17 protein-coding genes are annotated in these 16,243 nt (G+C 27.2%); all 17 read left to right on the top strand.

Going from position 1 to position 16,243, the window contains the following annotated elements:
• Window positions 1-4: 4 nt before the first annotated feature.
• The 17 genes from murG (at window position 5) to ord (ending at window position 16,243) form a co-directional block, all read left to right on the top strand.
• Window positions 5-1,108 carry an undecaprenyldiphospho-muramoylpentapeptide beta-N-acetylglucosaminyltransferase gene (gene murG, locus GOQ29_RS07230; protein ID WP_203371978.1) on the top strand — a complete coding sequence of 368 codons (1,104 nt, stop codon included), beginning with the start codon at window positions 5-7 and terminating at the stop codon, window positions 1,106-1,108.
• Between the two features lie 81 nt (window positions 1,109-1,189).
• Window positions 1,190-2,443 (top strand): UDP-N-acetylglucosamine 1-carboxyvinyltransferase, encoded by a 1,254-nt coding sequence (murA, locus tag GOQ29_RS07225; protein WP_203371977.1) that lies wholly within the window; start codon window positions 1,190-1,192, stop codon window positions 2,441-2,443.
• A gap of 50 nt (window positions 2,444-2,493) precedes the next feature.
• A complete protein-coding gene (locus tag GOQ29_RS07220) occupies window positions 2,494-3,246 on the top strand; it encodes a cell division protein FtsQ/DivIB (RefSeq protein WP_203371976.1) in 753 nt (250 codons plus the stop codon).
• A gap of 15 nt (window positions 3,247-3,261) precedes the next feature.
• Entirely contained in the window at window positions 3,262-3,990 is a 729-nt protein-coding gene (locus tag GOQ29_RS07215; RefSeq protein WP_203371975.1) for a DUF881 domain-containing protein, read from the top strand.
• 20 nt (window positions 3,991-4,010) lie between these two features.
• Entirely contained in the window at window positions 4,011-4,733 is a 723-nt protein-coding gene (locus GOQ29_RS07210; RefSeq protein WP_203371974.1) for a DUF881 domain-containing protein, read from the top strand.
• A gap of 1 nt (window position 4,734) precedes the next feature.
• The gene (locus tag GOQ29_RS07205) at window positions 4,735-5,079 is read left to right on the top strand and encodes a small basic family protein (protein ID WP_207750665.1); all 345 of its coding nucleotides are present in this window, start codon (window positions 4,735-4,737) and stop codon (window positions 5,077-5,079) included.
• A 199-nt stretch (window positions 5,080-5,278) separates the two neighbouring features.
• Window positions 5,279-6,394, top strand: a complete 1,116-nt coding sequence (gene ftsZ, locus GOQ29_RS07200; RefSeq protein WP_203371973.1) for a cell division protein FtsZ — start codon at window positions 5,279-5,281, stop codon at window positions 6,392-6,394.
• Between the two features lie 231 nt (window positions 6,395-6,625).
• A complete protein-coding gene (gene spoIIGA, locus GOQ29_RS07195) occupies window positions 6,626-7,525 on the top strand; it encodes a sigma-E processing peptidase SpoIIGA (protein WP_203371972.1) in 900 nt (299 codons plus the stop codon).
• 12 nt (window positions 7,526-7,537) lie between these two features.
• Window positions 7,538-8,272: an RNA polymerase sporulation sigma factor SigE gene (gene sigE, locus GOQ29_RS07190; protein ID WP_203371971.1), complete on the top strand. Its 735-nt coding sequence runs from the start codon at window positions 7,538-7,540 to the stop codon at window positions 8,270-8,272.
• Between the two features lie 149 nt (window positions 8,273-8,421).
• On the top strand, window positions 8,422-9,195 hold the full coding sequence (sigG, locus tag GOQ29_RS07185) for an RNA polymerase sporulation sigma factor SigG (RefSeq protein ID WP_203371970.1): 774 nt from the start codon (window positions 8,422-8,424) through the stop codon (window positions 9,193-9,195).
• A gap of 111 nt (window positions 9,196-9,306) precedes the next feature.
• On the top strand, window positions 9,307-9,573 hold the full coding sequence (locus tag GOQ29_RS07180) for a YlmC/YmxH family sporulation protein (RefSeq protein WP_203371969.1): 267 nt from the start codon (window positions 9,307-9,309) through the stop codon (window positions 9,571-9,573).
• A 181-nt stretch (window positions 9,574-9,754) separates the two neighbouring features.
• On the top strand, window positions 9,755-10,210 hold the full coding sequence (gene nrdR, locus GOQ29_RS07175) for a transcriptional regulator NrdR (RefSeq protein WP_203371968.1): 456 nt from the start codon (window positions 9,755-9,757) through the stop codon (window positions 10,208-10,210).
• 39 nt (window positions 10,211-10,249) lie between these two features.
• Window positions 10,250-11,065, top strand: a complete 816-nt coding sequence (gene pgeF / locus GOQ29_RS07170) for a peptidoglycan editing factor PgeF (protein ID WP_203371967.1) — start codon at window positions 10,250-10,252, stop codon at window positions 11,063-11,065.
• A gap of 14 nt (window positions 11,066-11,079) precedes the next feature.
• Entirely contained in the window at window positions 11,080-11,775 is a 696-nt protein-coding gene (locus GOQ29_RS07165) for a response regulator (protein WP_203371966.1), read from the top strand.
• Between the two features lie 12 nt (window positions 11,776-11,787).
• On the top strand, window positions 11,788-13,551 hold the full coding sequence (pnpS, locus tag GOQ29_RS07160; RefSeq protein ID WP_203371965.1) for a two-component system histidine kinase PnpS: 1,764 nt from the start codon (window positions 11,788-11,790) through the stop codon (window positions 13,549-13,551).
• 37 nt (window positions 13,552-13,588) lie between these two features.
• On the top strand, window positions 13,589-15,001 hold the full coding sequence (locus GOQ29_RS07155; RefSeq protein WP_203371964.1) for a sigma-54 interaction domain-containing protein: 1,413 nt from the start codon (window positions 13,589-13,591) through the stop codon (window positions 14,999-15,001).
• 198 nt (window positions 15,002-15,199) lie between these two features.
• On the top strand, window positions 15,200-16,243 hold the full coding sequence (gene ord, locus GOQ29_RS07150; RefSeq protein WP_203371963.1) for a 2,4-diaminopentanoate dehydrogenase: 1,044 nt from the start codon (window positions 15,200-15,202) through the stop codon (window positions 16,241-16,243).

The following is a 16,243-nucleotide window of genomic DNA, read 5'->3' as shown; positions in this document are numbered from 1 at the left end:
ATAGATGAAATTTTTAATTACAGGAGGGGGAACTGGAGGTCATATTTCTCCAGCTCTGGCTATAGCAAAAAAAATTAAATATGAACAGCCTAAATCTGAAATATTATATATTGGGACTCCTGATAGTATGGAATCAGAATTAGTTCCTAGAGAAGGATTTAAATTTAAAAGCATAAGAGTAAAAGGATTTGAAAGGAAGCTATCATTAGATACGGCTAAATCGGTAAAAGAGCTTTTCTTAGGATTAAATGATGCTAGAAAAATAATAAAAAATTTTTCTCCAGATATAGTTATAGGTACTGGTGGATATGTATGTGGCCCAGTAGTATTTATTGCATCTTTAAAGAAAATTCCTACTATAATACATGAGCAAAATGCTCTTCCTGGGGTAACGAATAGGATACTTTCTAAATTTGTAGATAGAATTGCTGCAAGTTTTGAAGAGAGTAATAAATATTTTAAAGATACAAATAAAGTAGAAATAACAGGAAATCCAGTTAAAACAGATTTTTTTTATGTAGATAAAGATAAAGCATATAAAGAATTAAAAGTTGATAAGAATAAAGATTTTGTTATTTCATTAGGAGGTAGTGGAGGTCAGAAAAGTTTAAATGATTCACTTGTAGGAGTTATAGAAAAAAATATTACAAATACTAATTTGCAATTATTACATATTACTGGGAAAAGACATTTTGATACATTTATAAAGCAATTGAAAGATAGAGGTATTGATAAATTGCCAGATAATATTAGGGTTCTTCCATATTTTTATGATATGCCTAAAGGTTTAAGTATAGCAGACTTAATAATAACTAGTGCTGGAGCTATTACGTTAGCTGAAGTTACTGCAGTTGGCATACCTAGTATAATAATACCTAAAGGATATACTGCAGGAAATCATCAAGAATTTAATGCTAAGGCTATTGAAAAATATGGAGCTGGAATAATGATTTTGGATAAAGAAGTTACTGAAGAGAAGTTAAATGATGAAGTGTTAGATCTACTGAATGATAAAGAAAGATTAAAGAAAATGTCTATAAATAGCAAAGAATTAGGAAATAGAGATTCTGCTGATAGAATATATAAGATGATATTGAAACTTTTATAGCGGATGTCACACCTTTCTAATATATGCATAAAATATTTATATAGTTTACATAGAACTATTGCATATTGTGGAGGTGTAACGATGTCTAAATATATAATAGAAGGTGGAAAAAGATTAGTAGGAGAAGTATCAATAAGTGGTGCAAAAAATTCTGTGTTGCCTATTTTAGCTGCTACGGTATTAAATAATAATATAAATACAATTTTTAATGTACCAGAGATTATAGATTTAAAAGTAATGATAAAGATATTAAGTGCAGTAGGATGTAAAGTAAATAAATTAGATGATATTGTAACAGTGGATTCTCGTACTTTAGATACTGTAAGAATTCCTGAAGAATTAGTTAGAGAAATGAGATCTTCCATTATTCTTATGGGAGCGATGCTGTCAAGATGTCAAGAAGTGGAAGTTAGCTATCCTGGTGGATGTGAGATTGGACCTAGGCCTATTGATTTCCATCTTAAAGCTTTAAAAGAACTGGGTGCAGAAATAGAAGAATCTCATGGATTTATTTATTGTAAAGGAAAAAATTTAAAAGGAGCAGATATACAACTTGATTATCCTAGTGTAGGAGCTACAGAAAATATAATGTTAGCATCAATAAAGGCTAAAGGGACTACAATAATAAGAAATGCTGCTAAGGAGCCAGAGATAATTGATTTGCAAAATTATTTAAACGCTATGGGATGCAAAATATATGGTGCAGGAACAAGTATAATAAGAATAGACGGTGTAAACCACTTAAATAGTGTGGAACATACAATTATTCCAGATAGAATAGTTGCTGGTACATATATGATTGCCTCAGGAATAACAGGTGGAGAAATTGTACTAAAAAATATTGAGGTAGATCATATACAATCTATTATAGCAAAGTTAAGGGAAGCTGGTTGTCTTATTTATAATAATTGTACAAATTTAAAAATTATAGGTCCTAAAAGAGTTACACCTATAGAGTCTTTACAAACTATACCTTATCCGGGATTTCCTACAGATATGCAAGCTCAAATTATGTCTCTGTTGACAATAGCTAATGGTACTAGTATCATTACAGAGACAATATTTGAAAATAGATTCAAACATGTACCAGAATTAGTTAGAATGGGGGCGAATATTAAAACAGTTGGGAATGTTGCAATTGTAAAAGGAGTTAAAGAATTAACAGGTGCAAAAGTAACTGCTAAGGATTTACGAGGAGGAGCAAGCTTATTACTATCAGGGTTAGCTGCTAAAGGAACTACTATTATAGAAAATATATATCATATGGATAGAGGATATGAAAAGTTAGAAGAAAATTTTACTCTTATAGGAGCTAAAATTGATAGATTTGATTAAGCAGCTAAAAGCTGCTTTTAAGATAGTGTACAAGCTATAGGGGGATTTATATGACGGAAAAAGTCAAAGTAGATAATAAACTTAAAAGAAAAAAAAGATTGATAATAATAATTATATTAATTTTCTTAATATCTATTTTATCTATATTATTGCTAACTCAGACTACTTTTTTTAATGTTGAGAATATAGAAATAAAGGGTAATTCAATCGTTAAAAAGGATGAAATTCTGATGGCATCAGGTATAAATGAAGGAGAGAATATTTTCAGAATATCTATAAAAAAGACAGAAAGTAGTTTATTAAAACATCCTTATATAAAAGAAGTAAAAATAAATAGAAGATTTCCTAATAAAATTATAATAGATTTAGTAGAAAGAAAAGATACATTAGCGTATGAGATAAATGATACATATATAATCATGGATAGTGAAGGATATGTTGTCAATATTTTATCAGAATTTAAAAATAAAAATATTCCTTTAATTAAGGGTGATAAAGAAATAAATGCCAAAGTTTCAGAAAAAATTGATTTTGAAGATTACTCATTTTTAGAGGATATATTATATATGTTAAGTATTTGTAATCAAAATGATTTTTCTTTTAATATACACAATATTTTACAGGAAAAAGAAGGTATTATTTTAGAGTTAAATTTGGGAACATATATTGCATTTGGAAGGTTAGATGATGTAGAATATAAATTAAGGTTGATGAATGAAATTATAAAAGATTTACAGGATAAGGAGATTTTCCCTGAAAAAATATATTTAAATAAAGGTAAAAATCCTATTATTGTGAAATAGGATAGGAGGTATTCAATGAAAAATATAGCATCTAAAACTCTAATAGTAGCAGTATGTGTATTATTAGGGATAATAATTTCGATTCAATATAAAACAGTTAATGATGTTGTAGGTCCTGATTCTATTCCCAGTCAAAAGAATAAAGAATTAGTTAATGAATTAGCGAGACTTGAAGAAGAAAAAGAAGGATTGATGAATGAATTAACCAATTTGGAGAATAAAATTAAAAAATATGAGAGTGAAGCATCTAAAGAAAGTGATTATATAAAGGAATTATCTGAGGAATTGGAGAAATATAGAATGTTTTCGGGATATGAAGAAGTTGAAGGTCCTGGAGTAGAAATAGTTATAAATGAGCCAGAGATTAATGATGAATATGCTCATTCTAGTTCAATAGTAGAAAATTATGATTATCTTTTAGATATAATTAGTTATTTAAATGTTACAGGATCAGAGGCAATTTCTATTAATGATTTGAGATATACATCTTATTCTGAAATGTTAATTGCAGGGGAGCATATTAATTTTAATAATAAACCTATAGGTGCACCAATTAAAATAAAGGCAATTGGTCCATCGGATGATATAGAATCTGCATTAAGAATTTCTGGAGGAATAATAAATTTAATGGAAAGTTATGGATTTCAAATAGAAATAAAAAAACATGATAAACTTACGATTCCAAGGTATACCGAAATTAAAGAACTTAAATATGCAAAACCTATATCTGATGATGAAGAATAGACCTTAGGGAGGTCTTTAGTATGAATAAATATATTATTAAAGGAATTATTCTTATTATGTGTATTTTTTTAGGTATATTGATACCTTATCAAATAAGGAATAATGTTGAAGATAATTCATTTGTATCATTAAGTACTATAAAAGAAAAACAAAATGATGTTGATAAAATAAAAAAAGAGATAATAGATATAAAAAAATTAACTAAAGAGCAAGAGAAGAAATTTCAAAAGTTAGAGGATGTTAATGATACTAGAGAAATGATTGAAGTACTAGAAAAAGATATTGAAAAATATAAAACTTTATCAGGATTTAATGATTTAGAAGGTCCAGGTATTGTACTTACAGTACAAGATAGTGATAAAGAATATATTTATGGAGAGAGTGATAGTAGCGGAATAGTGCATGATGCAGATATACAAAATATATTAAATGATTTAAAAGTGGCAGGGGCAGAGGCTATTAGTATTAGTGGACAGAGAGTAATTCTCAATTCTCCAGTTAAATGTGGTGGTCCTGTGATAAGAGTTAATAATAAAAATTTAATTGCTCCATTTGTTATAAGAGCAATTGGAGATTCTAAAAAATTATATGCAGCAATTGATGCTCCAGGGGCTTATGGAAGATATTTAAATGATTCTAGAGATTTGAAATTAGAAATTAAAGAAAAAAGTCGTATTGTAGTTCCACGCTATAGTAATACATTAGAAATAAATTATATGAAACTTGTAGAAGAAGGTGAATAATATGATAATTGCCTTAATTGGTATTATTGTTGGTGTTATTATTGGATTATATGTTCCAGTTACATTTTCATTAAGTTATTCCACATATATGTCAGTAGCTATATTAGCTTGTATGGATTCAGTATTTGGTGGAGTTAGAGCATCTTTAGAGAATAAATTTAATTCTGGAATTTTCATTTCTGGTTTTATTGGAAATGCTATTCTTGCAGCCTTATTGGCATATATTGGAGATGAATTAGGAGTACCTTTATATTATGCTGCAATTTTTGCTTTTGGTATTAGATTATTTAATAATTTTGCAATAATAAGAAGATATTTTTTCAATAAAGAACATATGAATGATTAGTAAATATTGGTTATTGTTTTTGAAATAAAGATTTTTATAAAATATTATGATAAAATTAATAGAGTAAGAGTATTTTTTATAATTAGCAGGAAAATGAAAATCAATGTAGAATGTTATTATGTTAAACAGGTTTTTTAATGATGAAATAATTCTAAAGTACAATAAAAGTCATGAGTAATCAGAATAAGGGGGTTAAATCGTGTTTGAATTTGATGTAGATATGGAACAGTTTGCGCAAATAAAAGTAGTAGGAGTAGGTGGTGGAGGTAATAATGCAGTTAACCGAATGATTGAAGAAGGAGTTAAAGGAGTAAATTTTATTGCTATTAATACTGATAGACAAGCCCTCCATTCATCAAAAGCTGATACTAAGATTCAAATTGGTGAAAAGCTGACTAGGGGATTAGGTGCTGGAGCTAATCCTGACATAGGAAAAAAAGCAGCTGAAGAAAATAGAAATGAAATACAAGAGGCTTTAGAAGGAGCTGATATGGTATTTATTACTGCTGGCATGGGTGGTGGAACAGGAACAGGTGCTGCTCCAGTTGTAGCTGAAGTTGCAAAAGAATTAGAAATTTTAACAGTAGGGGTAGTTACTAAGCCTTTTATGTTTGAAGGTGGGAAAAGGACAATTCATGCCAATAAAGGAATTGAGGATTTAAAGACTAGAGTAGATACATTAGTTACTATTCCCAATGACAGATTATTACAAATAGTTGAAAAGAAAACATCAATAGTGGCTGCATTTAAGATAGCAGATGATGTTTTAAGACAAGGTATACAGGGTATATCTGATTTGATTGCAGTACCTGGGCTAGTAAATCTTGATTTTGCAGATGTTACAACTATAATGTTGGATCAAGGTTTGGCCCATATGGGGATTGGTAAAGCTGATGGAGATAATAGGGCTACTGAAGCTGCTAAACAAGCAATACATAGTCCATTATTAGAAACGTCAATTGAAGGTGCTAAGGGTGTATTATTAAATATTACAGGAGGATCAAATCTTGGATTGTTTGAAGTTAATGAAGCAGCTGATCTTATTAAACAATCAGTAGATCCAGACGCAAATATAATTTTTGGTGCAGTTTTAGATGAAAGTTTAAAAGATGATATACAAATTACTGTTATTGCAACTGGTTTTAGTGATGAACCTAAGGAAAATAGTTCTGCAAGTCCATTGAATAAATCAAGTCAGCAGCAAGGTGAATTTAATGATAATATGAAAGAAAATAATAAAGAAAATAATAAAGAGAAAGAATCCTCTGATGAGTTAGATATACCAACATTTTTGAGAAGAAGAACAAATAAATAGTTTTTAAAAAAGATCCATTTCATTTTTTGAAATGGATCTTTTTTCGACTACAGCTTTTGACATATTTCTGAAGAAAAATTTAATATAATAAGCATAAGAATAATGTTTAATGAATAGATGTTAATAAAGATATCTTTATTTATAAAGATATAAATTAAGGCTTATTATTAGAATAGTTTTAAAAAGGAGTATATTTATTATATTTGAATATATTTTAAAGGGGGGTTAAAGTTGTATGTCTATGCTGAATATTTGTTAATAGAGAATTTTATTATTAATTATATAATATTGTATGTAACAAAAAGGTTTACGAGACCAGATACTTCAAATATACGATTATTTATATCTGCATTCTTAGGTGCTATATATACATTATTAGTATTTGTTCCAGGATTATATTTTATGTCTAATGTTATTGCAAAAATATCTATTTCTGTATTAATAGTTGTGATTGCATATAATCCCATAAAGTTTAAAAGTTTTGTGAAACTATTTACAACTTTTTATACGGTATCGTTTGTTTTTGCAGGAGGGTCTTTTGCTCTTTTTTATTTGACTAATTCAAAGATATATTTTGGAAAAGGGATTTTTTATATAAAAGATATCAATGGATTTAATCCCATATTTTTAATAGCTGGTATAGTTATTTCGTTATTATTTTTTAAGATAGCATTTCAATATATATATGCAAAATTTAAGAAACAAGATATGTATATAAATTTAACTATAAGGTTGCAAAATAAGAAAGCAGAATTGAAAGGGATTGTGGATACTGGAAATTCTTTGATGGATCCAATAACTAATATTCCGGTTATTATTGTAGAATTTTCAGCCATTAAAAAAATTTTACCTAATACAATACAGGAAATTTTTTCGAAATATAATGAAGATGATTTAAATATAATTTCAGAAATAATGTATAAAGAGAATGAAATGATTAAATTTAGATTGATTCCATTTAAATCAATAGGGAAAGACAATGGTATGTTATTAGGCTTTAAACCTGATGAAGTTATATTAGATACTAATGAAGACAAAAAAATTTCAGATATTGTTATAGGAATTTACAATAATAGTCTTACTAATGATAATGATTATGTAGCTTTATTGCATCCAGAAATAATAAACTAGGGGGAGTTTAGAATGAAAAAAATTTGGAAGATTTTAAAAATCAAAATTCAAATAATTTATATAAATATTTTAAAAAAATTAAAAATATATGATTCTAAAGAAATCTTTTATATTGGTGGAAGTGAAGTATTACCTGCACCTTTAGAACCAGAAGAAGAAAAATATTTATTATCTAAATTAAATGAAGATGAATCTGTTAAAACAATATTAATTGAAAGAAATTTACGGTTAGTCGTATATATAGCAAGAAAATTTGAAAACACAAAAATAGGTATAGAAGACCTTATTTCTATAGGAACTATCGGATTAATAAAGGCAGTTAATACTTTTAAACCAGAAAAAAAAATAAAATTAGCTACATATGCATCTAAATGTATAGAAAATGAAATTTTAATGTACCTAAGAAGAAATAATAAGACAAAATCTGAGATTTCTTTTGATGAGCCTTTAAATATTGATTGGGATGGAAATGAATTATTATTATCAGATATTTTAGGTACAGATAGTGATATAATATTCAAATTATTGGAAGAAGAAATTGATAGAGAATTATTATTTGAGGCTATGGGTAAATTAACAAAAAGAGAGCAAAAGATTATGGAACTTAGATTTGGTCTTAAAAAAGTTGGGCAAGAAAAAACCCAAAAGGAGGTAGCTGATATTTTGGGAATATCTCAATCATATATTTCTAGACTTGAAAAAAGAATAGTTAGAAGATTAAAAAAAGAAATCAGTAAAATGGTCTAGCATATAGATATATTTATATGCTATTTTCTAATTTAGAATTGAATAAAATAAAAGTTCATGTAGTTACATTAACTTAAGTATAAAATACATTTATTAAGGTAATAATTGATAATGGAAGGGGGAGAACATCAAGAAGGGAATGAACATAAATGTATATTAATAAAGTAGAGATTTGTGGAGTGAATACAGCAGAATTACCAGTACTAACAAATAAAGAAATGAGAAAATTATTTGATAGAATTCATAAAGGAGATATGGCAGCTAGGGATGAGTTTATTCAAGGGAATTTAAGATTAGTATTAAGTGTTATACAACGTTTTAATAAAAGAGGAGAACATGTTGATGATTTATTTCAAGTTGGATGTATAGGATTGATTAAAGCAATAGATAATTTTGATTTGAGTCATAATGTAAAATTTTCCACTTATGCAGTACCAATGATTATTGGAGAGATTAGAAGATATTTAAGAGATAATAATTCAATTAGAGTTAGTAGATCGTTAAGGGATATTGCATATAAAGCATTACAAGTTAGAGATCAATTAATTTGTAAAAATTCAAAAGAACCTAAAATATCTGAAATTGCAAAGGAATTAGATCTGCCCAAAGAAGATGTAGTATTTGCACTAGATGCTATACAAGATCCTATATCTTTATTTGAACCAATATATCATGATAGTGGAGATGCAATCTATGTAATGGATCAGGTGAGTGATGAGAAAAGCGAAGATGAATCATGGCTAGAAGGAATAGCCTTAAGAGAAGGTTTAAGAAGATTAAATGATAGAGAAAAACTTATATTAAATTTAAGATTTTATGAAGGTAAAACTCAAATGGAAGTAGCAGAGGAAATAGGTATTTCACAAGCTCAGGTATCTAGATTAGAAAAAACTGCTTTAAGACATATGAAAAAATTGGTGTAGAGGATTATACTCTACATTTTTTTGTTAATTGTATATTAATATACTTATTTTAAGGAATATTTTGAGACAAGTTAATATAAATATATATAAAAAGATTAAGAAGGTGAGTATATGATTAGAGCATCTGAATTAAGAGAAAAAGAAATTATAAATCAGGCGGATGGATCTAGATTAGGTTTGATTAGTGATATAGAAATTGATTTAGAAGAAGCAAAATTAAAAGCTATTATGATGCCGAAATCTGGTGGAATCATGAGTCTTTTTACTAAATCTAATGATATAATTATTGAATGGAGGGATATAGTTAGGATAGGCAAAGAAGTTATATTAGTTAATATTAAAACAGATAATTATGGAGAAGTTAATCAATATAAATAAAGATATTTTTATAATTTATTGTTAAAAGAGTTTTTGGTTGTAAATAATTTTATATTCAATTAGATTAGATGATTATAAATTCTCGATATATAATATATTGAGAATTTATAATATTATTAGACAAACTTAATTATATAAATTATAATGTATATGTAAGAATAAATAGTTTGGAGAGGATTACATGAGATGTCCCTATTGCAATTATTATGAAACAAAGGTTGTAGATTCTAGACCTACTGATGAAGGTCAATCAATTAGGAGAAGAAGAGAATGTATAAAGTGCAATAGAAGGTTTACTACTTATGAAAAAGTAGAAGAAATTCCTATAGTTGTAGTGAAGAAAGATGGAACTAGACAACCATATAATAGAAATAAGTTATTGAATGGTATTATAAGGGCCTGTGAAAAAAGACCAGTTTCTATGAATTCTATGGAAAAGATTGCAGATGATATAGAGAAAAATATAAATAATTCACTGGAGAAAGAAATATCTACTGAATTAATAGGTCAAATGGTTATGGAAAGTTTAAAAAATATAGATGAAGTAGCTTATGTTAGGTTTGCATCTGTATATAGACAGTTTAAAGATATTAATACATTTATGGATGAATTGAAAAAATTATTAGATGAAAAATAGGCTCATGAGAGCCTATTATTTTAATGTTGGAGGCTAAATATGTCTGGATTTAGATTAAAAAAAATTAATGGTATTAAATTTTTTGTTATTGATAAATTTGAAAAAACAGGAATAGTAGATCATTTATTTACAACAAAAATTGGAGGAGTTAGTACAGAAGATTTTTTTAGTTTAAATCTTGGATTAAATACAGAAGATTTGGCTAAAAATATAATTGAAAATTTTAATAGAGTGTCTTATATTTTAAGTACAACTATTGATAAAATGGTTGTATCTAATCAAGTACATGAAACAAATATTAGAATAGTAAAAGAAGAGGATATGGGTAAAGGATTAATAAAAGAAAGAGATTATGACTCTGTAGATGGTTTAATTACAAATATAAAAGGAATTTCATTAGTTACTTTTTATGCTGATTGTGTACCATTGTTTTTCTTAGATCCAAATAAAAAAGTAGTAGGGTTAGCCCATGCTGGTTGGAAAGGAACAGTAGGTAGAATTGGAGGTAGAATGATAGATAAATTTGTAAATGAATTTAAATGTGACATAAAAAATATTATAGTAGGAATTGGGCCTTCAATAGGTCCTTGCTGTTATAGAGTAAACAAAGATGTGATTGATAAGTTTAATATGGAATTTATAAGTACTGAAAAATTCGTTAAATTACTTGCACATAATCAATATGATTTAGATTTGTGGGAAGCTAATAAAGAAATTTTAAGAGAAAAAGGAGTTAAAGAAGAGAACATTATAGTAAGTAAAATTTGTACTAGTTGTAATAATGATATTTTTTATTCATATAGAAAAAAAGAAAGTAAGACTGGAAGGATGGCTGCTATAATTAAAATTAAATAATAGGAGGAATAGATATGAGTTTTGAGAAAATTCTTATAGTGGATGATGAGGAACATATAATAGAACTTATAAAATATAATTTAGAAAAAAATGAGTATAAGGTGATTACAGCTTATGATGGAAAAGAAGCTTATGAAAAAGCTATAAAGGAAATGCCTGATTTAATATTACTTGATATAATGTTACCTATTTTAGATGGAATAGAAGTGTGTAAAAAGATAAAGAAAGATGAGAAAACAGAAGATATTCCAATTATAATGTTGACTGCAAAAGGAGAAGAAATGGATAAAGTAATAGGTTTAGAAATAGGTGCAGATGATTATATAACAAAGCCTTTTGGTGTTAGAGAATTGATTGCTAGAATTAAAGCCGTATTAAGAAGAAGCAAAAATATTAAATATCAAGATAAAAATTTAGATAATAAAAAAATAAAAATTGATAATATAATTATTGACATAGAAAAACATGAAGTTACTGTAAATAACGAAATTAAGGAACTTACATTGAAAGAATTTGAATTACTAGCAATTCTGGCAAATAATAGGGGCAAAGTATTGTCTAGAAATTATTTATTAGATAAAATATGGGGATATGAATTTTATGGAGAAACTAGAACTGTAGATGTACATATTAGACATTTAAGGAAAAAACTTAACATTAATAATAATTTAATAGAGACTATTAGGGGAGTAGGATATAAGATTAAATAAGGAGTAATATTAATGAAAAAACAGATATTCATAATATTTTCTATATTAATATTGATAGGAGTGATTACTACAGGAGCATTATCTCTTAGTCTGGTTAGGATTAATTATATCAATAGTGTGGAAGAGCAATTAAAATCAAATTCTAGATTAATAAGTCAAGTTCTTAAATCACAAAAAATTCAGGATGAGGACTTAAATGAATTTACTCGTATTTATGCTAAAGAAATAGGAGCTAGAATAAGTTTTATAGATGATAATGGAGAAGTAGTAGGAGATTCTGATATAGATATTGACTTATTAGAAAATCATAAAGATAGACCAGAAATATCTGAAGCTTTAGATAATAGGGTAGGAGTAAGTCAAAGATATAGTAAATCTTTAGATACGAATATGTATTATGTAGCTATTCCAATAGATGATATAGATTCTTCTCTTTCTGTTATAAGGTTATCAGTTCCATTAAAAGATATTTTTGGATATACTAAGAATCTTTTAGTAAATGTATTAATTTCTGCATTGGCGGGACTTTTTATTGCTATGATATTAGCTATAAGATATATAAATAGGGTAACTTATCCAATAGAAGAACTTACCAGGGCTACTAATAGTATTACTCATGGTAATTATGGTGAGAAAGTATATTTTAAAAGTGATGATGAATTAGGTTTATTGGCAGAGAATTTTAATGTTATGAGTGTTAAACTTAGAGAGAATATTAGTGAATTAAATAATAGTAATACTAATTTTAAGGCAATACTAAAAAGTATGATAAATGGAGTTATAGCATTAGATAACAATAAAAAAATAATGTTTATTAATCCGACAGCAGAAAAGATGTTTAAAATTAAAGAAGAAAAAGTGAAAGGTAAATATATATTAGAAGTTATTAGAAATAATAAATTGGATCAAGATATTGAGAATCTATTAATTAATCATATAGAGGGAAGTACAGAAATAGAAATAAATTATCCTGAAACAAAGTATATGAGAATTTATACAAATTCAATAAGATTAGCGGATAATCCAAATAGAAAAATTGGTATACTTATAATTATACAGGATATAACGGAAATGAGAAAATTAGAAAGAATGAGAAAAGATTTTGTTGCTAATGTAAGTCATGAGTTAAAGACACCTTTAACATCTATTAAAGGTTTTATTGAAACTTTAAAATCAGGGGCTGCTGATCAAAAAGAATTACGAGATAAATTTTTAAATATAATTGATATTGAATCATCTAGATTAAACTCTTTGATAGAAGATTTACTGATTTTATCTGACATAGAAAACAATAGTAAAACAATAAAACATGAAAGTATAAATGTTAATTATACAATTGACGAAGTAATAGAATTTCTTTCAGAATTAGCTAAAAAGAAAAATATAAAAATAATAAATGAAACAAAAGAGAAATTGCCATGTGTATATGGAAATAGAGGTTGGTTTAAACAAATGATAATAAATTTAATAGATAATGCTATAAAATATACTCCAAATGGTGGAAGAGTAAATATAAAAGTATATACAGTAAATAATGATTTAATAATGAAGATTAAAGATACTGGAATTGGAATAGATGATGAACATATTGATAGATTATTTGAAAGATTTTATAGAGTTGATAAGGCAAGATCAAAAGCTGTAGAAGGAACAGGATTAGGATTAGCCATAGTTAAACATATAGTTATTACATTTGATGGTGATATTAAAGTTAGAAGTAAAATAAATGAAGGAACAGAATTTGAAATTAAAATTCCTATTGAAAATACTGATTAAATACTAAAATGTATTATAAATTTTGAGGTGAATAGTAATGGAAAGAGAAGATTTAATACTGCAAAATATTTTGCAGTATTTAGATGAAGGCATTCACGTAATAGATAAAGAAGGAAAAACAATAATATATAATAGATCTATGGAGGAGTTAGAAGGAATTAAAAGAGAAAATATTATAAATAATCATTTATTAGATATTTTCCCATCATTGGATGAAGAGTCTAGTACGTTATTTACAGTAATGAAAACTGGTAGAGCTATTATGAATAGAGGACAAACGTATTTAAACTATAAGGGAAAGAAAATTTCATCTGTGAATACTACTATTCCAATCTTTGATAAAGGAGATTTAATAGGTGCATTAGAAATTGGAAAGGATATTACAAAGATAAAGGAATTATCTGAAGAATTATTAGCATTAAGAAGTGAATTAAATAGTAATAATAACAAAAAAATTAAGATTAAAAGCAAAAAATATATTTTTGATAATATTATTGGGAAAACAGATAATTTAAAAAAATCTATTGATATAGCAAAAAAAGCTTCAAAATCTTCTTCATCAGTTCTAATTTATGGAGAAACTGGAACAGGAAAAGAACTATTCGCTCAAAGTATACATTATTCCGGTATTAGAAAAAAATCTCCTTTTGTAGCTCAAAATTGTGCTGCTTTACCTGAACAATTATTGGAAGGTATATTATTCGGAACTGTTAAAGGAGGATTTACTGGGGCTGTTGATAGACCAGGATTATTTGAACAAGCAAATGGAGGAACCCTTTTATTAGATGAAATTAATTCAATGGGTATGCTTTTACAATCAAAATTATTAAGAGTTCTTCAAGAAGGATATATAAGAAGAGTAGGTGGAACTAAGGAGATACCAGTAGATGTGAGAATAATTGCAACTACGAATGAATTACCTAACGAGGCTATTGATGATAGACGATTAAGAAGGGATTTATATTATAGATTGAATGTTATAAATATAAATATACCTCCATTAAGAGAAAGAAAAGAAGACTTAAATTTATTAGCAGAAGCTTTTATAAGGAAATATAATAAAAAATTACAAAAAAATGTATGGATGCTTTCTAGAGAAGTGATGAGTTTGTTTAAAGTGTACAATTGGCCAGGAAATGTAAGAGAGCTTGAGAACATGATTGAAGGAGCCATGAATTTTATTGCAAAAGATGAACATGTTTTACAAATCGAGTATTTTCCAGATAGTATAAAAGATTTTGAAAAAAAGAAAAAAACTCAAAATAATATATTAAAGATAAATCAAAAGGAGTCATTAAAAGATACATTAAATAATATTGAGAAAGAAATAATAAAAAGTAAATTAATAGAATGTAATAATAACATTTCTGCTGCGGCAAGAAATCTCGGCGTCAAGAGACAAACCCTTCAGCATAAATTGAAAAAATATGAATTATTGCAGGTGCAATAAAATTGGCACGTGAACGTGCCAATATTCTTGCGTTTTACAAATTTATATGACATATTCAAATTAATTTGAATATGTCATATTTATTATAAAAGTTGAAATTAAGAGATTCGCTAGAAAATTCAGAATAAACTTTAAAGTTGGCAAGATATTTGCATTTATTATATTAAGTGAACAAAATTTTTTGGAGGTGCATGTTAAATGGAAAATATTAAAGTAGCTATATGGGGTTTTGGAGCCATGGGAAGTGGAATGGCTAGAATGTTATTAAAGAAGAAAGGTGTCGAAATAGTAGGAGTTTGTGATAGAAATAAAGCTAGAGTAAATAAGAGTATGTTTGAAGTTTTAGATGTTGAGAAAGGAGATAAGCCAGAAGTTATTATTACTCCTGATATAGATAATATTATTAATGAAAGACCAGATTTAGCATTAGTTGCTACAGATTCATTTACAGAAAAAGCTTTTCCTAAGTTGAAGTTATTATTAGAAAATAAAATAAATATTATTTCTACAGCAGAAGAAATGGCATATCCACAAGCTAAAAATCCAAAATTAACAAAAGAACTTGATGAGATAGCAAAAGAAAATGGTGTATCTGTATTAGGAACTGGAATTAATCCAGGATTAATTATGGATTTATTAGTGGTATGTTTGACGGGATGTATGACTGATGTAGAGCATATTGAAGCAGAAAGAGTAAATAGTCTTTCACCATTTGGTTCTGCAGTTATGGAGGAACAGGGTGTAGGTGTTACAGTGGAAGAATTTGAAAAAGGTGTTAAAGATGGTACACTAGCTGGTCATGTTGGTTTTGATGAGTCTATTAAAATGATAGGAGATGCGATTGGATGGAAAGTTGAGAAATTTGAACAACAAATGAAACCAATAGTGACTAATGTAGATAGAAAAGCTCCATATGGATTTGCTAAAGCAGGAAATGTAGCTGGAGTGAATATGACTGGACAAGGATATGTTGATGGAGAAGTTAAGATTGATATGAAGCATCCACAACAAATAGAACCTGAAATGGAAGGAACTCATACAGGAGATTATATCAGAATTAAAGGAACACCAGAAGTAAATATGGCTATTAAACCTGAAGTAGAAGGTGGATTGGGAACTATTGCTATGTGTGTAAATATGATTCCTCATGTTATAAATGCGCCTGCTGGACTTAAAACTATGATAGATTTACCAGTACCAAGAGCAATCATGGGAGATATGAGAAAATTAATTAGAAAGTAG

Origin of the sequence: Anaeromonas gelatinilytica (genome assembly GCF_016820635.1) — a bacterium.
Classification (GTDB): Bacteria; Bacillota; Clostridia; order Tissierellales; family SIT17; genus Anaeromonas; species Anaeromonas gelatinilytica.
The sequence above is the reverse complement of the archived record's forward strand: the minus strand, read 5'-3'. Positions and strand labels throughout refer to the sequence as shown.